The following is a 20021-nucleotide window of genomic DNA, read 5'->3' on the forward strand; positions in this document are numbered from 1 at the left end:
TATATATTGAGAATATAAAAGTTCTTATTTTCTGAAAAATTATTCTTTATTATGGCATTTTCCCATAAAAAAATGCGCAGCAAGATTGGCTTGCTACGCACCTGATTGACCAATTAAATAACACCCCAATAGCGCAGGATTTTTATTAATTGTTCCTCTGTGTTTTCTATATTCTCATTATTATAAATGACCGCATGTGCACCTTTTTCTTTGACAGACATCGGTAGCTGCGAGTGCATACGCGCCAATGCATCCTCTTTCGATAAATGATTGCGTTCCATTAAGCGACGGAGCTGAACTTCTTCACTGACTGATACCACAATGATACGCTCTACAAAATGCTGCAGCTTACTTTCAAATAACAATGGAATGTCCATTACCACATGCTCATGTCCTGCCTCTAAATAGGCATCGCGCTGACGTAGCATTTCTTTGCGAATAGCTGGATGCATAATATCATTTAATATTTTGCGCTTAGCAGGCTCATGGAAAATGATATCCCCAAGCATTGTTCGATTTAAATGGCCATCCTCAAGCAAAATGGCTTGTCCAAAGCTTTCAGCAATGAATGCTAAAGTCTCTGTTCCTGGTTCTACAACATCTCGTGCTACAACATCTGCATCGACAATCGGTAACCCCAGTTCGATCATCATTTTTGCTACTGTACTTTTTCCGCTTGCAATACTCCCTGTAAGTCCGATAATCATCGTTAAATCCCCTTTAATGTTGACAATTTGGGCAATAAACTGAGGTACGCCCACCAATCGTCATTTGACTTGTTGCCGTTTCACATACTGGACATAGCTTTTTCCCATACATTTGCAGTCGATTTTGCATACTCCCAGCTTCCCCATTAATGTTTCGATAGTCAGATATTGTTGAACCGCCTGCTTCAATGCTTTGACGTAGGACAGTAACAATTTCCTTGAATAATGCCCGCTTCCGCTTTTCACTGATGCGGTTCATTTTGCGTGCTGGGTGAATTTTCTGAGCAAACAATGCCTCTGTAGCATAAATATTGCCACAGCCCGATATAACTTGCCCATCCATAATCACTTCTTTTACCGCCTTATTTTCATATTTCGGTAATTTAGATTTTGCTATAAAAAAGTCACATGCATGCTCATCAAATGGCTCTGGGGCCATTTTTGTTAATGGCGCATGATCTTCAATTTTTGTTAGAAAGCGAAGTTCGCCAAAGCGGCGAATATCCGAATAAATCAAGTATCCTCCATCAGCCATTTTAAATGTGGCATGAATATGCTTTTGGAATTTTGCCTCATGGATTTCTTCTGGTGAATTGACAACAAACCAGGCACCTGTCATGCCTAAATGACTGACAAGGACATATGGAACATCATCCCTCAGCAAATGAAAGAAAATGTATTTCGCTCGGCGTTCAATTTTGGTAATGGTCATCTGGGACATCGTTATTTCAAAAGCATCAGGCTCTGCTTGTTTTACAATACATTGTTTCCCTTCACTAAAAGAGAAATGTACTCTTTCAGATAGTTGAACCTGTTGAATGGTGCGTCCTTCAATCTTTGGTTTCAATGCCTGGACGACACCTTCCACCTCTGGTAATTCAGGCATTTGAATCCCTCCTTATTTTGCCTCGTACCATGTCGAGCCATGGTTAAAATCTACTTTGAGCGGTACTGAAAGCTCAATAGCATTTTCCATTACCTCTGGTACAATTTTTTCTAGCAATGCAATTTCTTCCTGAGGTGCTTCAAAGATCAATTCATCATGCACTTGAAGAAGTAGCTTTGCCTGCATTTTTTCTTTTTTCAATCGAGCATCCATATCGATCATCGCTTTTTTTATAATATCCGCAGCACTTCCCTGAATCGGCGTATTCATCGCAGTACGCTCTGCAAAGCTTCTCAAATTAAAGTTGGAGCTTGTAATGTCTGGTAAATAGCGACGTCTATTTAAAATCGTTGTGACATAACCATTAAATTTCGCATTTTGCACAATATCATCCATATACTGTTTCACACCTGGGAAACTTGCGAAATACTTTTCAATAAACGTGGCTGCTTCCTTACGTGTAATATCTAAGTTTTGTGAAAGGCCATAATCACTAATACCATAGACAATACCAAAGTTAACAGCCTTCGCTGCACGACGCATATTGCTATCAACCTCTTCTTCGGCTACATGGAATACATCCATAGCAGTACGTGTATGAACATCCATCCCTTCACGGAAGGCCTCTACAAGGTTTTTATCTTCCGACATATGTGCAAGCACTCGCAATTCAATTTGTGAGTAGTCAGCAGAAAACAGAATCCACCCCTCTTTTGATGGGACAAATGCTTGACGGATTTTGCGACCCTCTTCTAAACGAATCGGGATATTCTGCAAATTTGGATCAGTGGAGCTTAAACGCCCTGTCGCCGTTAATGCTTGTTGGAAGCGTGTATGGACCTTGCTATCTGATTCATGGATTTCCTTTAATAAGCCTTCAATATATGTGGATTGTAATTTTCCAAGCTGGCGATACAACAGAATATGTTTGATGATAGCATGCTCTGACTGTAATTTTTCCAGTACATCAGCCGCTGTTGAATAGCCCGTTTTGGTCTTTTTAATGACAGGTAACCCTAGCTTATCGAATAAAATAACACCTAATTGTTTAGGGGAATTAATATTAAAGGTTTCTCCAGCTTCCGCATAAATTTCTTGCTCAATCACTATCAGCTTATCATTAAGCTCTTGACCCATTTTCTCTAACGTAGCACGGTTAACAGTAATCCCTTCACTTTCCATCTCGCCCAAAATCCCTGCCAATGGTAGCTCTAGGTTTTTATAAAGTTCAAATTGTTCATTCTCTTTTAATAAGGTTGCTAACTTTGGCTGTAATGACCACACAGCAAAGGCTTTACGGCTAACATGCTGTGCAAGTTGATCCATGTCAGGAATTGCACGCTTAGCTCCCTTTCCATAAACCGCCTCATCTGCTTGAACATCATAGTAACCTAATTCCTTCGCAAGTGTTGCTACATCATCCCCGCTTAATCCAGGATTATTAATATAAGAGGCTAGTAGCAGATCAAAGTCAACGCCTGCCAATTGAATACCTACTCGCTTTAATGCCGCTTGAGCTGCCTTTGAATCGGACATATATTTTATTTTTGTGGCATCTTCTAGCCAGCGACGGAGCGCATCCGATTTTGCTGCAATATCAAATGGAATATATTGCGTCTTTGTTCCATCTGACAACGCAATTCCTAGTAGCTGACAAGTGTGATAATGCTCATTTTCCAGTTCAACATGGACAGCCATTACATCTAGTAAATCCTCTGGTTGCACTTCTTCGGCTAGTACATAATCGAAAGGTGCTTGCTCTTCTTCCTGCATTGTAAAATCACTTTTATCAAGGAGTGATTTAAAGCCAAGCTCACGCCAGACATTGATTAATTCTTCTTCATTTGGTCCGTTATAGGCGAGGTCAGCAAGTGAAATCGTAATAGGGGCTTCTGTATAGATCGTTGCCAGCTTCTTACTCATGATAGCCTGCTCTTCATTAGCCACCAGCTTTTCCTTCATTTTAGAAGCTTTCAATGTATCCATCGCCTCATAAAGTGCCTCAACGGAGCCATGCTCTTTCAATAATTTAACAGCGGTCTTTTCACCAACACCTGGCACACCAGGAATATTATCGGAGGCATCCCCCATTAAACCTTTCATATCGATAATTTGTAGCGGTGATAAACCGTATTTTTCTGCAATAAAGGCAGGTGTATTTTTCTCAATTTCTGTTATGCCTTTTTTCGTAATATAAACGGTTACTTGCTCTGTCGCCAGCTGCGTTAAATCGCGGTCTCCCGTTACGATGATGACATCCATATCTTGTGACGAAGCCTCTTTAGCAAGCGTCCCAATAATATCATCCGCTTCATATAATTCTTGCTCATATTGCTTAATACCATAGGCATCTATAAGCTTTCGTAAATAAGGGAACTGCTCTGATAGTTCTGGTGGTGTCTTTTGTCGTCCACCTTTATATTCCGTGAAAGTTTCATGGCGAAACGTAGTTTTTCCTGCATCAAAGGCCACCAATATTTTCGTTGGCTGTTCTTCCTCTAATATTCTTTGTAGCATTGTTGTAAAGCCGTATACAGCATTAGTATGAATGCCACTATCATTCGTTAACAATGGCAACGCAAAAAACGCGCGATACGCTAAACTATTACCGTCCAATAATAGTAATTTTTCTTTGGTCATGATTTTATCCTCCTGCGTTGTCTTCTACTTCCCTCTACTTTATCATAACAATGCATTTCAAGTAAAAAAAGCAGACGGTCATCCGCAAGATTATCCGCTACCTTCGAGGTGCTAACCGTCACTTTCGGCACACTATCCATCACATTTGTGGTTTTATCCATCACTTCTAACATGCTATCCATCACATTTGTGGTTTTATCCATCACTTCTAACATGCTATCCATCACTTCTGCATCTCGATCCATAGCAAAAAGCCAACCGCTCAATGCGATTGGCTTTATTAATACATCATCAAACCGTTAAAAGGTTATAATCTGGGTCCATCTGAAATTTCAATATTCGATAGCTGTTATTGATTGGATGTACGATAAAAAATTTCTTCATATATGACGGTTAATATAAATGCATTCATAAAGGCAATCACTAGAAATAATGGCATACCACCTAATTGTGGCTGTGTCAACTCTTGACTAAATACCATTACCATACTGATTTGTGCCAAAAAGAAAATAAAGCCGATCCCTACTTGCCAAATAGGACGCTGAATCTTACGTTTTTCATACCAAAACAACTTTTTAAACAAATTTCTTACATCCGCTGCAATAATAATACTCATTAAAAAGATACAAACAAAAAAGACTGGTATATGATAAACACTTTTCGTCACCCAGGAAAATTCAGATAGGCGAAAGAAGAGTGTCAATAACGATGCTATACTACAAGCGATCCCTAAATTTTGGAGCCATGTGCTAATTTTTAATTTCAAAGCTCTTACCCCCAACTATTCATTTTAAACATTTTCATTCTATCAAATTATAGTAGATTGGGGAATATAAATTTATAAATTTCTATTATTTTCATAAAATAACAATCCAAATAAATAGATAATTATAATTTTGTAGCAATAAAAAAGACGCCTCTTTCATAAGAGACGACTTTAATTGACTGTTTATTTTATATAACCAGACAAAATATTGGCATATGGTGAAGTAGAAGGTAAAATGATGACCGTATCTTCTCCAACCGTTTTCTTATATGATTCTAGCGTGCGGTATAAGGAATAAAATTCAGGATCTTGAGAGAATGATTTATTATAAATTTTTGCAGCTTCTGCTTCACCTTCAGCTTGAATAATGGCAGCTTCTTTATTGGCTGTAGCTAGCATTTCTTGTACTTCTTGATCTGTTTTGGCTTCAATACGACGTTTCTGAGCATCTCCCTCAGAAAGATATTTTTGGGCAATGGATTCACGATCTGAAATCATATTCGTAAAAACAGATTGCTCATTTTCAGTTGGCAAATCAATGCGACGAATACGTACATCTACTACTTCAATGCCGTATTTATCGTTTGAAAGCAGTTCATTAACACGTTCAGTCACCGTATCATTAATGCTGCCTCTCGAAGAATCCTCATCATTAATTATTTGATTATAATCAATTCGTCCAAGCTCAGATCGAATAACAGAATAAATAAATTCTTCCATTCGTGATTCCACTTTTTCAATCGTCCCAGCATTAGAAATTAATAATTTTGGATCTGTAATACGCCATACAGCATAATTATCGATAATTATTCGCTTCTTATCCTTTGTATTAATCTCTTCTTCTGAAATTTCATATGTCATTTGGTTTTTTGGTAACTTAGTGACACTTTGAATAAATGGAATTTTCATATTTAAACCGGGTTCGCGCTCGAACTTAACAACCTCTCCGAACTGTCGAACAACTGCATATTCCGATTCCTTCACTATATAAATATTCGTTAATAAAATAATCACTAGAGCAAATACAGCTGTTAATGTTACAGCTAGAGAGATATACTTCTTTGGATTATTAGGACCTTTTTTTGACATTTTCACTACATTGTCCCCTGAGTCGCCTTCTGATGGAGCAGCTTTTTTACTTTTGCCCGATAAAAAATTGAGGAATTTGTCAAGATCCTTATTTTTTTGGTCCATTAATTACCGCTCCCTTCTTTTTTCTCTGTTTGTGTCTGCTGAGGTTGTAGTGACTGTAGCGGCAAGTACTTCATCGTACTACCATCATCATTCATAATGTAAATTTGTGCTTTTGGTAAGACATTTTCTAGCGTCTCTAAAATTAAACGCTCACGTGTAATTTGTTGATTGCCTTTATACTGCTCATACATTTTATTAAAGACAGCTACATCACCTTGTGCTTGCTCAATACGAGCTGTTTTAGCACCTTTTGCCTTTGACATAATCGCATCTCGTTCACCCTGGGCTTCATTAATGCGTTGGTTTTCATATTTTTCAGCTTCATTTATTTTCGTATTTTTCATTTCACGTGCATCTGTAACAGCTGTGAATGCTGCACGCACATCTTTATTTGGCAATTCTACATCTTGTAATTTTACACCTAAAACACTAATTCCAATATCGTACTTTTCTATAAGAGATACTAATAATTGACGCGTTTTTGCTTCGATATCAGCTTTACCTTCTGTTAACGCTGCATCGATAGAAGAACTTCCGATAATAGAACGAATGGCACTCGATGTCGCGCTATGTAATATTCTTTCAGGATCTTGTGAATTAAATAGAAACTTATTAGGCTCAGTAATTTTCCATTGAACAACAAGGTCTGTTAAAACAATATTTTCATCCCCTGTAATCATCTTTGTTTCAGCATCGTAGGCCTCTAGATCTCCCTCTTTATTTTGCTTATAGCCAAATTGTAAACTAAATGTTTCTTTTGATAAAATTTCGACCGACTGCACTGGCCAAGGTAATTTAAAGTGAAGGCCTGGATTTGTAACCATATCATCGGCACGACCAAATGTAATGACAACAGCTTGTTCTGATTCATCCACCGTGTACCATGATGTAAAAACTGTAATAAGTGCAATAATACCAAATATTCCAAGTCCAACTATCATTAGTGTCCTTTTCACACTCATGTCTATTCCTCCCTTTTGCTTAGTACTATTGTTTACGGGAGACCTTAAGAAAAAGTTTCAAAATATTTTCATATAATTATTTTTACGTGACGCTTTGTAAAAACATTTCTGAAGCAAGATAAAAAAATCCTGTTACCTTTTATGGCAACAGGATATTGATAACCAGATGTTCAAATACTGGGAAAATGGTTGTAGATAATACAATGCTGATTAAGGCGGCAACGATCATTGCCAGGCTAGCAAATGTTCCTTCTAGCTCGCCAAGTTCAAATGCTTTAGAAGTACCAGTTCCATGAGCACCCATCCCAAGCATTAGGCCTCTAGATGAAGGTCTGTGGAAACGGCATATTTTAATAACGATGGGTGCCAACAAGCTCCCTAAAATACCAGTCGTCATAACAAATACGGCTGTAAGAGTAGGGGAACCTCCAATCATATTTGAAATGTCCATCGCTATAGGTGTTGTTACTGAACGTGGCACTAAGCTATGCACCAACTCATCATTCAGCCCTACCACTAGAGCCATGATAAAGGATGATACGATAGCAACTGCAGAGCCAACCGCAATACTGACGAAAATTTCGAATGCGTGTTTTTTTAATAGATTCACATTTTTATAAATCGGAATCGCAAACGCAACGGTTGCTGGCCCTAGTAAATTTGTTAAAACATTCGCTCCAGTATTATAGGTTTTATAAGGTATGCCTGTCAGCAATAAAATACCTATAATCACTAAAGGCGTCATCAACATGGGTGATAACCATTCTTTTTTATATTTCTTATAGAACATTTTACAAATATAGAAAATAGCAATAGTTCCTAATAAGCTGATGGTAGCAATAAATAGACTCATACTGTATCACTCTTCTTTCGTTGCTCTAGCCATTGTGCTGTATAGCCCGTTACAAACATCACGACAATTGCACTTACAGCAATGACCAGCACAACCTTCATTCCTTGCACACCGAATAAAGCATGATAATCAATTACACCGATGGCAGATGGGATAAAGAATAGTAAGAGTTCACTTAGTAATACAGCTGCTCCTAATTCAATCCATTCAAGCTTGATTATATGAAACTGTAAAAGTAAAAATAATAGGACGAGCCCTATTATGCTCCCTGGAATCGGCAAGTGAAGTAGGCGTGCAATAGTATTTCCGATAAATAATAAGATGTAAAGATAGCCGATCTGCACGATACTTTTGACGATTTTCATGGTCATCCTTCTCTCATTTTTTTCTCTGCCTCAACAGTCAGAAAAACACAATTCAAAATGAAAAGAAGGTTGATTCACTGACTGTCAAAGCGATGGTTTAACAAACAATTGCCAAAAAAATTGTTGTTAAACTTTATGCTACTATACTTTACACCTATTTTTCCTCCCTGTAAAACAGAAAAAGAATGTAGTGCCTAAAAAAGACACTACATTCTTTCTGTGGTGAAAATAAAATCCTTATTAGAAAATCTCCAACTAGATAGTAGATTTTTTATGGTTATCGTCTTAACAATCATATAGGGGGTTTCTAGTAATTAGTATAGTACCCAAATATGAATATAACATGTTGTTCATGTAAAGGAATTGTTAATCTTTTGGAATCATGACAATCATTTTAGTCCCCATTCCGACTTCGCTTTCTACTTGAATACGACCATGATGGGCCTCTACAAGATGCTTCACAATCGCTAACCCTAATCCTGTTCCGCCAGAATTACGACTTCTTGCTCGGTCCACACGATAAAAACGCTCAAAAACACGAGCAATTTCATGCTTTTCAATACCGATTCCTTGGTCTTCTATTTCGATAATGCCATGTGTTTCATTTTCCTTTAAACGAATGGAAACAGTCGTGTTTTCAGGAGAATATGTAATAGCATTGGTAATTAAATTCGTCACGATTTGAATAATACGGTTGGCATCTCCCATTACTTGGACATCTCGTTCGAAATCTACTTGGAAGCTCATATTTTTCTCATCTAACCGCGGTGCAGTCAGCTCTGCTCCACGGATTAAAACATCTTGTAAGCCCATCGGCATAATATTAACAGTAAAGCCATGCTGCTCAATTTTTGACAGCTCTAATAAATCTTGAATGAGCATTTGAAGTCGATTACTTTCTTTATAAATGATCTCTAAAAAGGAGATCAGCATTTTTTCATCCTTATAGGCCCCATCCAATAATGTTTCCGAAAAGCCTTTAATAGAAGTAATAGGTGTACGTAATTCATGTGATACATTAGCAACAAAGTCTTTTCGAATTTGCTCCAATCGAACAAGTTCCGTTATATCGTGCATAACGATAACAACGCCTAGCCATCGTCCATGATCCCCGATGACAGGTGCCCCGTAGACTTCTTTATTATAGAGCTCCTGCTGTATTTCCATTTTGATTTGTTGTCGATAAGGCATCTCTGTTAGAAAGACATGATCGATAAATTGCTCTAATGATTTTGGTAAACCTATTGTACGAAATACCTTTCCTTGTACATCATCAAGCTGCATATCAAAGCGCTCTAGAAATACCCGATTCACGATGGAAATATTTCCTTCACGGCCAATCATCATGAGAGAGCTTCCCATATTTTCAATTAAGGTCTTCAGTCGTTCTTCCTCTACTTCACGTATCGTCGTAATATCCTGTAAATTACGTGCTAAAATATTTATGGAATGACTGAGTGGTATCATGCGTTCATGTTCATTTTCATGGGCACGTGCACGGTAGTTTCCCTTGGCAAGCTCAAGAGCCGTTTCTGTCACGTTATCAATAGGTGCCGTAAAATTGCGAATCATATAGCGGCTTACAATGGCGATTAAAATTAATGTGATGGTGAAAAGAACAGCCAGTACTAAGTAGAGTCGGGCATGCACATAGGACAACAACGATTCCTCTTGTTTCATGCTTTGTACTGCATACAATGCTTCCTGATCTTCCTTTGATAATTCCATCTTGCGTTCATCGATTACTTGATCCATCGACGCCTGTAATTGCGTGGTTGCTTGTTCATTGTATTGCTTGATATAAACAGGAAAAAGCTGACCTATAACAATCATTAGGACAGCTAGTATCGTTCCAAGTAAAAGCATGAATGTCAAGAATAAGCGGTTGCTCATTGATTTCATGTCGTTTTCGGCTCCTCAAATTTATAACCTAGGCCTCTGATTGTTTTAATGAACATTGGCTTACGGCTATTTTCCTCGATTTTATCGCGAAGGTGGCTAATGTGTACATCCACAATTCGAGTATCGCCAGCAAAATCATATTTCCATACAGCACTTAATAGCTGATCACGTGTTAGAACTCGATTTTTATTTTCAAGTAAGTAAATAAGTAGCTCAAACTCTTTTGGTGTAAATTCCAATGCTTCGTCTTGTAAAAAAACTTCAAAACGCTCTGGAAACACTCTCAATTGTCCAAACTCATACATTTTTTCTTTAGGCTCATCCTTATCATCTACCACAACATTTTGTGTGAAACGTCTTAACACAGCCTTGACACGTGCCAATACTTCACGTGGACTAAAAGGCTTTGTCATATAATCATCTGCGCCTAGCTCAAGACCAAGAACTTTATCAAATTCGTCATCTTTTGCAGTTAACATAATGATAGGCGTATTCATACGTTGCTGTCGGATTTGTTTACATACCTCCATACCATCTAGTTTTGGAAGCATCAAATCCAAAAGAATTAAATTGGGCTGTAGGTCGATTGCTTTTTCAAGTCCTTCCTGACCATCAGCAGCCGTTTCAACGACATAGCCAGCCTGTTCTAAATTATATTTCAATAATGTTGCAATCGAAAATTCATCTTCAATAACTAAAATTGTTTTTGTCATGTATAATGCCTCCGTAAGTGATTTGAAACCCCCATTTCAAATCTCAAGACGTCTATAATATAAGCGGTGGTGTCACCAACAGCATCCCTTCAATCACAAGCTCCTTTTGCTCATTATATGAGTGTACAGATACCGTAATCGTATTGTCGTATTTATTGACTGCCGTTACCTCTAAAAGCGTATCAAATAATTCATAATGATAGAGAGGACCTAAATATTTTAAATGTTGCTCAATAATTCGCGCACCTGGCCCCGGAATATACTTGGACACAGCTGATGTAATAATTCCATTTAACATAATTGTCGGCACAATTGGTTTTTGAAAAGGTGTCATCGCCGCATAATCATGTTGAATATAAAGCGGATTACTATCGTTTGTCAGCCCTAAATACAGCAATAAATCCCTATCCTCGATTTTTTCTGTTATATGGATCTTCTCGCCAACTGTAATTTCATCAATTGTGAGACCAAGTTTACTATTTTTTTGAAGCAAAGATACGCCAACCCCTTTTCTATCATACTACATTCATAGTATCAATTTTATGCTAAAAGTACAATGAAAAGCAGAAGGACCTTAAGCTTCCTAACACTTGAACATAAAAAAACGAGCAGGAATTATCCTGCTCGTTTTCGAGTAAGCTCGAAAAAATCTGTTTAATAACGCTGATGCATTATTCATTTACACTAAAATTTTCATCACATTACGGACTGCATCTGCCGATTGGTCTAAAGCTGCCTTTTCTTTGTCCGTTAACTCAAGCTCAAAGATTTTTTCAATACCATTGGCTCCAAGTAAAGTAGGAACGCCTAAGTATAAATCATGGTAGCCATATTCACCTTCTAAATAAGCGATAGATGGCAAAATACGTTTCTGATCTTTAATAATGGCTTCAGCCATTTCAATCAGTGCCGCAGCTGGCGCATAATAGGCAGAACCATTGCCAAGTAAGTTGACAATTTCTGCTCCACCATTGCGTGTACGATCAACAATCTCTTCCAAACGTTCGGCAGAAATTAATGTTTCTAACGGAATGCCACCTGCAAATGAATAGCGTGTTAATGGCACCATTGTGTCACCATGACCACCCAATACAAAGCCAGTAATGTCTTTCACTGAAATATTGAGCTCTTGTGCTACAAATGCACAGAAACGAGCTGTATCAAGAACACCCGATTGACCGATAACACGATTTTTCGGGAAGCCAGTTTCTTTGTATACTGTATAAGTCATGGCATCAACTGGATTTGTCAGTACAAGGATTGTAGCATTTGGTGAATGCGTAGCAATTTCTTTTGAAACAGTTTTCATGACACCTTGATTGATTTGAACGAGATCATCACGACTCATACCTGGTTTACGCGCAACACCAGCAGTAATGATGACTACATCCGAATCAGCCGTATCTGCATAATTGGAAGTGCCTTGTACATAAGAATCAAACCCTTGTATTGGTGCTGCTTCCCACATATCTAGTGCCTTTCCCTTTGTTGGATTTTCTGCTTGTGGAATATCCACTAATACGACATCACCAAGTTCTTTCTGAGCTGCTAAAAATGCTGCCGTAGCGCCTGTAAAGCCGCCACCGATTACTGAGATTTTTTTACGTTTCAGAGACATTTTGAATACGCTCCTTTAAAATTAGGTTATATATTTTAAAAGAGGGAGGAGACATACATCTCACTCCCTCGTTTAAACAAGTTTATCGTAAATATTCAATTTAAATTTACTTTCACCCTAATTATATCGGCAGAATAAACTATCCGCTTTAGTGATAATTCCTATTTTAGAATAGAAATTATAGGTTTTTGATTAACTCGTTCGCGAATTCTGAACATTTCACTTCTGTAGCGCCGTCCATTAAACGTGCGAAGTCATAAGTTACAACTTTAGAAGAAATTGTTTTCTCAACAGATTTAGTGATCATGTCAGCAGCTTCTTGCCATCCTAAGTGTTCAAGCATTAATACACCTGAAAGTAAAACTGATGATGGGTTTACTTTATCTTGGCCAGCATATTTTGGAGCTGTACCGTGAGTAGCTTCGAAGATTGCATGTCCAGTTACATAGTTGATGTTTGCTCCTGGAGCGATACCGATACCACCAACTTGTGCAGCTAGAGCATCAGAAATATAGTCACCGTTTAAGTTCATTGTAGCTACTACATCGAACTCAGTTGGACGAGTTAAAATTTGTTGTAAGAAGATATCAGCGATAGAATCTTTCACTAAGATTTTACCAGCTGCTAAAGCGTCAGCTTGCACTTTGTTTGCTGCTTCTTCACCTTGTTCAGCTTTGATTGCATCATATTGATTCCAAGTGAATGTTTGATCAGCAAATTCTTTTTCAGCTAATTCATAACCCCATTTTTTGAATCCACCTTCAGTGAATTTCATGATGTTACCTTTATGAACTAAAGTAACAGATGGGCGTTTATGTTTAATTGCATATTCGATAGCAGAACGTACTAAACGCTCAGTACCTTCTTTAGATACAGGTTTTACACCAATACCAGAAGTTTCTGGGAAACGGATTTGGTTTACACCAAATTCAGTTTGTAGGAAGTTGATGATTTTTTGAGCTTGTTCAGAGCCAGATTCGAATTCAATACCAGCATAGATGTCTTCTGTGTTTTCGCGGAAGATAACCATGTCAACGTCTTCTGGGCGTTTAACTGGAGAAGGCACTCCATCAAAGTGACGTACTGGACGTAAGCATACATATAAGTCAAGTTGTTGACGTAATGCTACGTTTAGAGAGCGGATACCACCACCGATTGGCGTAGTAAGAGGACCTTTGATTGCAATTAAGTATTCGTTAATTTTGTCTAAAGTTTCTTGTGGTAACCATTCACCAGTTTGGTTAAATGCTTTTTCACCAGCTAAAACTTCTAACCATTCAATTTTCTTTTCACCGTTATAAGCTTTTTCTACAGCTGCGTCGATTACGCGTGATGCTGCTGCCCAGATATCTGGACCAATTCCATCACCTTCGATGAAAGGAATTACTGGATTATTTGGTACATTAAGTACGCCATTTTCAACTACAATTTTGTTTGACATTCTGTTGCCTCCTAAATTCATAATCATAGGACTGTGTTAGTGATAACACAGTCCCAAACATTCTAGCATATTTTCCAAATTAGCGCTCGCTGATTGGAATATATTTTTGCATGCCTGGTCCAACATATTCAGCACGTGGACGGATTAGGCGGTTGTTTGCATATTGCTCAAGGATGTGTGCCACCCAACCTGAAGTACGAGATACTGCGAAAATTGGTGTGAACAGGTCATGATCAATACCTAAAGAATCATACACTGACGCAGAGAAGAAATCTACGTTTGCAGGTAATTTCTTTTGTTCCACGATCATGTCATGGATTTTAACTGACATCTCATATAGCTCTGGTTTACCAGTTAGCTCAGTTAATTTTTTAGACATTACACGTAAATGTGGTGCACGAGGGTCGCCTTTACGATATACGCGGTGACCGAAGCCCATGATTTTTTCTTTGTTGTCTAATTTATTTTGAATGTAAGATTCAACATTTTCAAGTGAGCCGATTTCAGATAACATTTTCATCACTTGCTCATTTGCTCCACCATGAAGTGGTCCTTTTAATGCACCGATTGCTGCTGTTACACCTGAATAAACGTCTGATAAAGTAGCTACACATACACGTGCTGTAAATGTAGATGCGTTTAATTCATGGTCAGCATGTAATACTAATGCTTTGTCAAATGCTTCAATTTCAATAGCTGCTGGCTCTTCGCCTTTTAGCATGTATAAGAAGTTTGCAGCATATCCTAATTCAGGTTTTGGCTCAACTGGCTCTAAACCTTTACGAACACGTGCAAATGCAGTTACTGCTGTAGCAATTTTAGCTTGTAGACGAATTGCTTTACGGTAGTTTGCTTCTGGATCCATAACATCCGCTTCTTCATCGAATACACCAAGTAAAGATACTGCAGTACGCAATGCAGCCATTGGATGTACAGTTGAAAGTGGGTATGTTTTGAATTGGTCGACAATCGCTTGCGGAATTGACATATTGTCTGCCAATTGTTGTTTTAATTCAGCTAGCTCGTCCTCTTTTGGTAAACGAGTATGCCATAACAAGTAAATTACCTCTTCGAATGACGCATTTTCTGCTAAATCATCAATGTTGTAACCAACATATGTAAGTGTGTCATCGATAATTGAACTGATTTTAGATTCCGCTGCTACGATACCTTCTAAACCTTTAGTTGCTGACATAAATTATCGCTCCCTCATATTTAAACTTTGTTATAAATGCGTTTTTTTTGTTGCATTTACGGTTTTTGCTCATATGAACCATTAAGTAAATCGCTTACATTGCTATTATAATCATTTTTGACAGCTTTGTGAATGAAAATCCTCCAAATAAAGAAAAAGACGTCCGAACGACTATATATTTGTTCCAAAGAGTTTTTTTTGTATATTTTGACAATCGTATTATCAATTGATTTGAGGTGAATTTGTAAAAATGAGGAATTTAAAGTATTTTTCATATGAAAGAACTACAAGTGTTTTACTTTTTATTTTTTATTTAGTAATACTTTGGTTTGTATTACCTGTTTCACTTGCAATTTTTTTATCCTTTTCGACGTATCCTGTTATAAATTTCTTACATAAATATTGTAGGATTGCCTATTGGATCGCAGCAATTATTGTGGAAGTACTCATATTAACTTGTATTTTTCTTCTTGTCGTCATATCCATTAACAGTATCATTGTTATCTTTCCAGAAATTCGAGAGACATTACAAAATTTCCCGCTTTTTAGTGAATATGAATCCATGTTTGTACAAGTATTAAAAGAAAAGTCACTGTCCATATTTGATTCTATCATCATTTACACAGCAGATCTTTTCCAAGTATTAATGAAGCATGTTATCGAGGTGTTTATTTTTTTAGTCGCTTATTATTTCGCTTTATTAGAAACACGGAAATCACGCTATTGGTTTTTTCAATATGTCCCTAAGAAATATCGCCATGAGTGGCAATCTCATTTTGCAAAAATCATGCAACTCTTTCATTACTTCTTATTCGTGGAGTTTCAATTATTCACCATTACCCTACTAATCCTTTGTGCAGGGTTTATGATCCTCCAGTTTGAACAAGCCATCATTAAAGCTTTTATTGTAGCATTTGCAGATGTATTACCATTTTTCGGAATCGGTGTTTTTCTTGTACCAATGAGCATTTATTTTTATTTCAACGGCAACACCTTTTTATGTGTAGCCATTTTACTACTGTATTTATTTGTTCAATTAACAAGGCAGCTAGCTGATTCAATGCTTTGGTCCAATACGCTACAATTACGTACATTCCATACATTTTTTATCAGTGCTGCCTCTATTCTATTGTTTGGCTTTTATGGGATCTTGCTTAGCCCTATCTTTTTATTTTTAGCAGTAAAGCTAAAGGAAAACTCTATCTTTGAACGATAATGAATTGGCCTTTTTTCATTTTTTTACGCATCCAGTAATAGACAACTGGTTGGAACATTTTTCGAGAAAATGGCATGAGCAATAGTAGACCAATCAGATCTGTTAAAAATCCTGGTAATGCTAAAAGCAAACCACCACTAAACGTTAGTAATGCATCCACTAAAGCAGCACCTGGTGCCTCTCCGCGTGCCAACGTATTTTTTACATTTTGGACAGAATTCATACCCTTATTCTTCATGACATAAATACCAATAACGCTCGTTGCAATAATGAGCAATAAAGTACTTAAAACACCAATATTTTGTCCAATGACTATTAATAACGCCAATTCGGCTAAAGCGTAGACAACGAAACCAAGAAAAATTTTACGCATATTTTTCTCCTTTCTACATGAAAAGCTATACCTTTTATACGTTATTATAGCCCATTTAGTTTCATAAAAAAATGAATACCCTCATTCAAAGAGAATGTCTATTCCTTAGTATTGATAGAGAAAAGAAGTTACCACAAAATGTGTACAACCTTATTTAAAAGCTCTAGTACAAAAAATCGCACTAGAGCTTTTCGTTACTTGTTAAAGAACACTCGCATGTCCTTTGTAAATAACTCCTGTTTCAGCGTCCATTGTAATCTCTTGATCATGACGTATTAATGTTGTGGCTTCTTTTACGCCCACAATTACTGGAATACCAAGGCTTAGACCAACAACTGCTGCATGACTCGTTAGACCACCTTCTTCAGTAATCAGACCAATACAATTTTCTATAGCTGGCATCATATCTCGATCAGATCCAACTGTTACAAGGATGCATCCTTCTGTATCGTAAGCAAGTGCCTCAGCAGCATTTTTGGCAACGACTGTCTTCCCTACAACGGAGGCTTTGCCAATCCCTTGACCACGAGCTAGTAAATCTCCGATAATGTGTACTTTCATTAAGTTTGTTGTACCTGCTTCACCTACTGGCACACCCGCTGTAATGACAACAGCATCTCCGTGCGTAACGAAACCATGTTTCAAGCTTTCATCTACAGCTAGCTCTAAAATTTCATCTGTTGTTGTCACTCGTTGACAAACAATTGGATAGACACCCCATACTAATGTTAAAGTATTGGCTGTATTTGGAGAGCCTGTCACTGCAACAATTTGCACACCTGGTCGATACTTGGCGATCATTCTTGCTGTATTACCACTTTCAGTTGGTGCTAATACGGCTTTTACCCCTAAATTGATAGATGTATATGCTACTGCTTGAGAGATAGCCTCCGTCATATTCGCTTCTTTTTCACGACTACGGGCAGAAACAATTTTTCGATAGTCTAAAGAATTTTCAGTATGCTGTGCAATTTTATTCATTGTTTGAACTGATTCTACTGGATAAAGACCCGCAGCAGTTTCACCTGATAGCATGATGGCATCTGTTCCATCGATGATTGCGTTCGCTACATCACTTGCTTCTGCACGTGTTGGACGTGGGTTACGCTGCATAGAATCTAACATTTGTGTTGCCGTAATAACTGGTTTACCTACTTGATTACATTTTAAAATCAATTTCTTTTGAACAAGTGGTACTTCTTCTGCTGGAATTTCAACACCAAGATCTCCACGAGCAACCATTAATCCATCAGATACTAGGATGATTTCGTCGATATTATCGACACCCTCTTGGTTCTCGATTTTCGGGATAATTTGAATATGACTACCACGATTTTGTTCAAGCAATTCACGGATTTCAAGCACATCCTTTGCACGACGAACAAATGAAGCAGCAATAAAGTCTACACCTTGCTCAATACCGAATAGAATATCTTGCGCGTCTTTTTCTGTGATCCCTGGTAGCTGTACAGAAACACCTGGTACATTTACACCTTTTTTATTTTTTAGGACGCCAGCATTTTCAACAATCGTATGAATTAAACCTTTTTCCAGATCAGTTGCTAATACGCGTAACTGAATAAGACCATCATCAAGTAAAATAATTGAGTTTTGCTCAACATCTTCAATTAAACGCTCATATGTGACAGAGAAGCTTGTCTCAGTACCTTCTACTTCAGTCATTGAAATATCAATCACTTGGCCTGCTGCTAAATGTAGCTCACCATTTTTCATATTATGTGTACGAATTTCAGGTCCTTTTGTATCAAGTAAAATTCCTACTGGTTTGTTTAACTTTTGTGCCACTTCACGAATTAATTGAATACGCCCTGCATGTTCTTCATGAGATCCGTGTGAAAAATTCAAGCGGGCTACATTCATACCTGCTTCCATTAATTTTTCTAAAGTTTCTGCCGACTCACTTGCAGGTCCGATTGTACATACGATTTTTGTTTTTCTCATTTTTGCCCACTCCGTTTTATAACAAATTATATTGATAGTTCTTTCATTAGTGTATAAAGGCTTACATCTGCCTCATGATTTTTTTCAAAAGCTTCTGGCATATCATAATCAATGACTTGGTGATTACGAATACCTACTGCTCGACCAGCCTTGCCTTCCATTAGCAATTCAACTGCATGTGCACCAAATTGACTTGCCAATACTCGATCTCGTGCGGTCGGTGAACCGCCTCGTTGAATATGACCTAGCACTGAAACGCGTGTTTCTTTTCCTGTTTTTTCATTTAACAACTTTGCCAGCTCACTGCCAGACATGACCCCTTCTGCTACAATAATAATGCTATGTTTTTTACCACGTGCAGCTCCACGGTCTAAGCGTGCTACAATATCATCTAAATTATAATCTTCCTCTGGAATTAACACTGTTTCAGCACCAGCAGCAAGGCCTGCCCACAAGGCGATATCACCTGCATCACGCCCCATGACCTCAACAATGAAAGAATTTTCATGAGATGTAGCTGTATCTCGGATTTTATCGATGGATTCTACGACTGTATTAAGAGCCGTATCAAAACCGATTGTATATTCCGTTCCTGGAATATCGTTGTCGATTGTTCCTGGCACCCCTACAACAGGGAAACCTTTTTTTACTAAATCCATTGCACCTCGATAAGACCCGTCACCACCAATGACAACAAGTCCTTCAATTCCAGCAGCTCTTAAATTGTCAATACCTTGTTGTTGGATAGCATCCTCTTTAAACTCTGGACATCTGGCCGAATTTAAATGCGTACCACCACGCTGAATAATACCACCAACTGCACCTAAATCAAGTTCTTCCATATATCCTTTTATTAAGCCTTCATAACCATGCTTAATTCCGACAACATCAATCCCATGAAACGCTGCCTTACGAACGACCGCTCGAATAGCCGCGTTCATTCCAGGCGCATCTCCACCACTAGTTAATACAGCAATTTTTTTCATTGTCGAACCTCCTGCAGTTACTATTATTATTCACATTAACATGAAAAAACAAACTATGTAAGGGCTCTGAGGATACAAAAACATAACTTTTACATAAAAAATGAAAAGAATGCGCTTTCACACACTCTTTCCATTCCAAAACATCCTAAATCTAACATTTCTTCAAGAAGTCTGGCGTTTATCATGCGCTATTATCTTCTTTAATTTTTATAGCCTTTTAATATGTTAAGATACAAATTTTG

19 protein-coding genes are annotated in these 20021 nt (G+C 37.7%); 1 reads left to right on the forward strand and 18 read right to left on the reverse strand.

All coding sequences use genetic code 11. The features are described from left to right. Nucleotides 1–113 precede the first annotated feature (113 nt). The 15 genes from coaE to citZ all read right to left on the reverse strand — a co-directional run bounded on the left by coaE (nucleotide 114) and on the right by citZ (nucleotide 15242). Nucleotides 114–707 (reverse strand): dephospho-CoA kinase, encoded by a 594-nt coding sequence (gene coaE / locus AC6BKE_RS24320; RefSeq protein ID WP_141904696.1) that lies wholly within the window; start codon nucleotides 705–707, stop codon nucleotides 114–116. 13 nt (nucleotides 708–720) lie between these two features. Then, a complete protein-coding gene (mutM, locus tag AC6BKE_RS24325) occupies nucleotides 721–1593 on the reverse strand; it encodes a bifunctional DNA-formamidopyrimidine glycosylase/DNA-(apurinic or apyrimidinic site) lyase (protein ID WP_058843381.1) in 873 nt (290 codons plus the stop codon). 12 nt (nucleotides 1594–1605) lie between these two features. Then, entirely contained in the window at nucleotides 1606–4233 is a 2628-nt protein-coding gene (gene polA, locus AC6BKE_RS24330) for a DNA polymerase I (RefSeq protein ID WP_499858182.1), read from the reverse strand. Next, nucleotides 4230–4499, reverse strand: a complete 270-nt coding sequence (locus AC6BKE_RS24335) for a hypothetical protein (protein ID WP_499858183.1) — start codon at nucleotides 4497–4499, stop codon at nucleotides 4230–4232. The genes polA and AC6BKE_RS24335 overlap by 4 nt, the downstream gene beginning before the upstream one ends. Before the next feature lie 83 nt (nucleotides 4500–4582). Then, nucleotides 4583–4999, reverse strand: coding sequence for a hypothetical protein (locus AC6BKE_RS24340; protein ID WP_036118946.1), 417 nt, complete (start codon nucleotides 4997–4999; stop codon nucleotides 4583–4585). 183 nt (nucleotides 5000–5182) lie between these two features. Then, entirely contained in the window at nucleotides 5183–6193 is a 1011-nt protein-coding gene (hflC, locus tag AC6BKE_RS24345) for a protease modulator HflC (RefSeq protein WP_036118944.1), read from the reverse strand. Continuing rightward, complete coding sequence (hflK, locus tag AC6BKE_RS24350; protein ID WP_036118942.1) at nucleotides 6193–7155, reverse strand: FtsH protease activity modulator HflK; 963 nt, start codon at nucleotides 7153–7155, stop codon at nucleotides 6193–6195. Before hflK ends, hflC begins: the two co-directional genes overlap by 1 nt. 139 nt (nucleotides 7156–7294) lie before the next feature. Continuing rightward, nucleotides 7295–8008 (reverse strand): LrgB family protein, encoded by a 714-nt coding sequence (locus AC6BKE_RS24355; RefSeq protein ID WP_058843383.1) that lies wholly within the window; start codon nucleotides 8006–8008, stop codon nucleotides 7295–7297. Further along, nucleotides 8005–8373, reverse strand: coding sequence for a CidA/LrgA family holin-like protein (locus tag AC6BKE_RS24360; RefSeq protein WP_036118937.1), 369 nt, complete (start codon nucleotides 8371–8373; stop codon nucleotides 8005–8007). The genes AC6BKE_RS24355 and AC6BKE_RS24360 overlap by 4 nt, the downstream gene beginning before the upstream one ends. Nucleotides 8374–8739: 366 nt before the next feature. Further along, nucleotides 8740–10275: a two-component system histidine kinase PnpS gene (gene pnpS / locus AC6BKE_RS24365; protein ID WP_036118935.1), complete on the reverse strand. Its 1536-nt coding sequence runs from the start codon at nucleotides 10273–10275 to the stop codon at nucleotides 8740–8742. Beyond that, on the reverse strand, nucleotides 10272–10988 hold the full coding sequence (locus tag AC6BKE_RS24370) for a response regulator transcription factor (RefSeq protein WP_036118933.1): 717 nt from the start codon (nucleotides 10986–10988) through the stop codon (nucleotides 10272–10274). The genes pnpS and AC6BKE_RS24370 overlap by 4 nt, the downstream gene beginning before the upstream one ends. A 52-nt stretch (nucleotides 10989–11040) precedes the next feature. Next, complete coding sequence (locus AC6BKE_RS24375) at nucleotides 11041–11481, reverse strand: MaoC/PaaZ C-terminal domain-containing protein (RefSeq protein WP_036118931.1); 441 nt, start codon at nucleotides 11479–11481, stop codon at nucleotides 11041–11043. Between the two features lie 186 nt (nucleotides 11482–11667). Beyond that, nucleotides 11668–12606 carry a malate dehydrogenase gene (gene mdh, locus AC6BKE_RS24380; protein ID WP_036118928.1) on the reverse strand — a complete coding sequence of 313 codons (939 nt, stop codon included), beginning with the start codon at nucleotides 12604–12606 and terminating at the stop codon, nucleotides 11668–11670. Between the two features lie 178 nt (nucleotides 12607–12784). Continuing rightward, nucleotides 12785–14047: an NADP-dependent isocitrate dehydrogenase gene (gene icd / locus AC6BKE_RS24385; protein ID WP_499858184.1), complete on the reverse strand. Its 1263-nt coding sequence runs from the start codon at nucleotides 14045–14047 to the stop codon at nucleotides 12785–12787. A gap of 79 nt (nucleotides 14048–14126) precedes the next feature. After that, nucleotides 14127–15242 (reverse strand): citrate synthase, encoded by a 1116-nt coding sequence (gene citZ, locus AC6BKE_RS24390; RefSeq protein ID WP_036118926.1) that lies wholly within the window; start codon nucleotides 15240–15242, stop codon nucleotides 14127–14129. A gap of 250 nt (nucleotides 15243–15492) precedes the next feature. Here citZ and AC6BKE_RS24395 point away from each other — a divergent pair, with 250 nt between their 5' ends. Next, the gene (locus AC6BKE_RS24395) at nucleotides 15493–16458 is read left to right on the forward strand and encodes an AI-2E family transporter (RefSeq protein WP_082673687.1); all 966 of its coding nucleotides are present in this window, start codon (nucleotides 15493–15495) and stop codon (nucleotides 16456–16458) included. Here AC6BKE_RS24395 and AC6BKE_RS24400 read toward each other — a convergent pair. From AC6BKE_RS24400 to pfkA, 3 genes are all read right to left on the reverse strand, one after another. After that, nucleotides 16442–16831, reverse strand: coding sequence for an FxsA family protein (locus AC6BKE_RS24400; RefSeq protein WP_051891590.1), 390 nt, complete (start codon nucleotides 16829–16831; stop codon nucleotides 16442–16444). The genes AC6BKE_RS24395 and AC6BKE_RS24400 overlap by 17 nt on opposite strands. A 201-nt stretch (nucleotides 16832–17032) precedes the next feature. Continuing rightward, entirely contained in the window at nucleotides 17033–18793 is a 1761-nt protein-coding gene (gene pyk / locus AC6BKE_RS24405; RefSeq protein ID WP_499858185.1) for a pyruvate kinase, read from the reverse strand. 26 nt (nucleotides 18794–18819) lie between these two features. Beyond that, nucleotides 18820–19779, reverse strand: coding sequence for a 6-phosphofructokinase (pfkA, locus tag AC6BKE_RS24410; protein WP_036118919.1), 960 nt, complete (start codon nucleotides 19777–19779; stop codon nucleotides 18820–18822). Nucleotides 19780–20021: the final 242 nt, after the last annotated feature.

The organism is Lysinibacillus sp. COL-1 (genome assembly GCF_059814265.1).

Excerpts from the sequence above, each read along its gene's own strand:
- coaE (WP_141904696.1), bottom strand. The coding sequence starts at position 707 with ATGATTATCGGACTTACAGGGAGTATTGCAAGCGGAAAAAGTACAGTA.
- mdh (WP_036118928.1), bottom strand. The coding sequence starts at position 12,606 with ATGTCTCTGAAACGTAAAAAAATCTCAGTAATCGGTGGCGGCTTTACA.
- hflC (WP_036118944.1), bottom strand. The coding sequence starts at position 6,193 with ATGGACCAAAAAAATAAGGATCTTGACAAATTCCTCAATTTTTTATCG.
- mutM (WP_058843381.1), bottom strand. The coding sequence starts at position 1,593 with ATGCCTGAATTACCAGAGGTGGAAGGTGTCGTCCAGGCATTGAAACCA.
- pfkA (WP_036118919.1), bottom strand. The coding sequence starts at position 19,779 with ATGAAAAAAATTGCTGTATTAACTAGTGGTGGAGATGCGCCTGGAATG.
- polA (WP_499858182.1), bottom strand. The coding sequence starts at position 4,233 with ATGACCAAAGAAAAATTACTATTATTGGACGGTAATAGTTTAGCGTAT.
- AC6BKE_RS24400 (WP_051891590.1), bottom strand. The coding sequence starts at position 16,831 with ATGCGTAAAATTTTTCTTGGTTTCGTTGTCTACGCTTTAGCCGAATTG.
- AC6BKE_RS24370 (WP_036118933.1), bottom strand. The coding sequence starts at position 10,988 with ATGACAAAAACAATTTTAGTTATTGAAGATGAATTTTCGATTGCAACA.
- AC6BKE_RS24395 (WP_082673687.1), top strand. The coding sequence starts at position 15,493 with ATGAGGAATTTAAAGTATTTTTCATATGAAAGAACTACAAGTGTTTTA.
- pnpS (WP_036118935.1), bottom strand. The coding sequence starts at position 10,275 with ATGAAATCAATGAGCAACCGCTTATTCTTGACATTCATGCTTTTACTT.
- AC6BKE_RS24360 (WP_036118937.1), bottom strand. The coding sequence starts at position 8,373 with ATGAAAATCGTCAAAAGTATCGTGCAGATCGGCTATCTTTACATCTTA.
- AC6BKE_RS24355 (WP_058843383.1), bottom strand. The coding sequence starts at position 8,008 with ATGAGTCTATTTATTGCTACCATCAGCTTATTAGGAACTATTGCTATT.
- icd (WP_499858184.1), bottom strand. The coding sequence starts at position 14,047 with ATGTCAAACAAAATTGTAGTTGAAAATGGCGTACTTAATGTACCAAAT.
- citZ (WP_036118926.1), bottom strand. The coding sequence starts at position 15,242 with ATGTCAGCAACTAAAGGTTTAGAAGGTATCGTAGCAGCGGAATCTAAA.
- hflK (WP_036118942.1), bottom strand. The coding sequence starts at position 7,155 with ATGAGTGTGAAAAGGACACTAATGATAGTTGGACTTGGAATATTTGGT.
- pyk (WP_499858185.1), bottom strand. The coding sequence starts at position 18,793 with ATGAGAAAAACAAAAATCGTATGTACAATCGGACCTGCAAGTGAGTCG.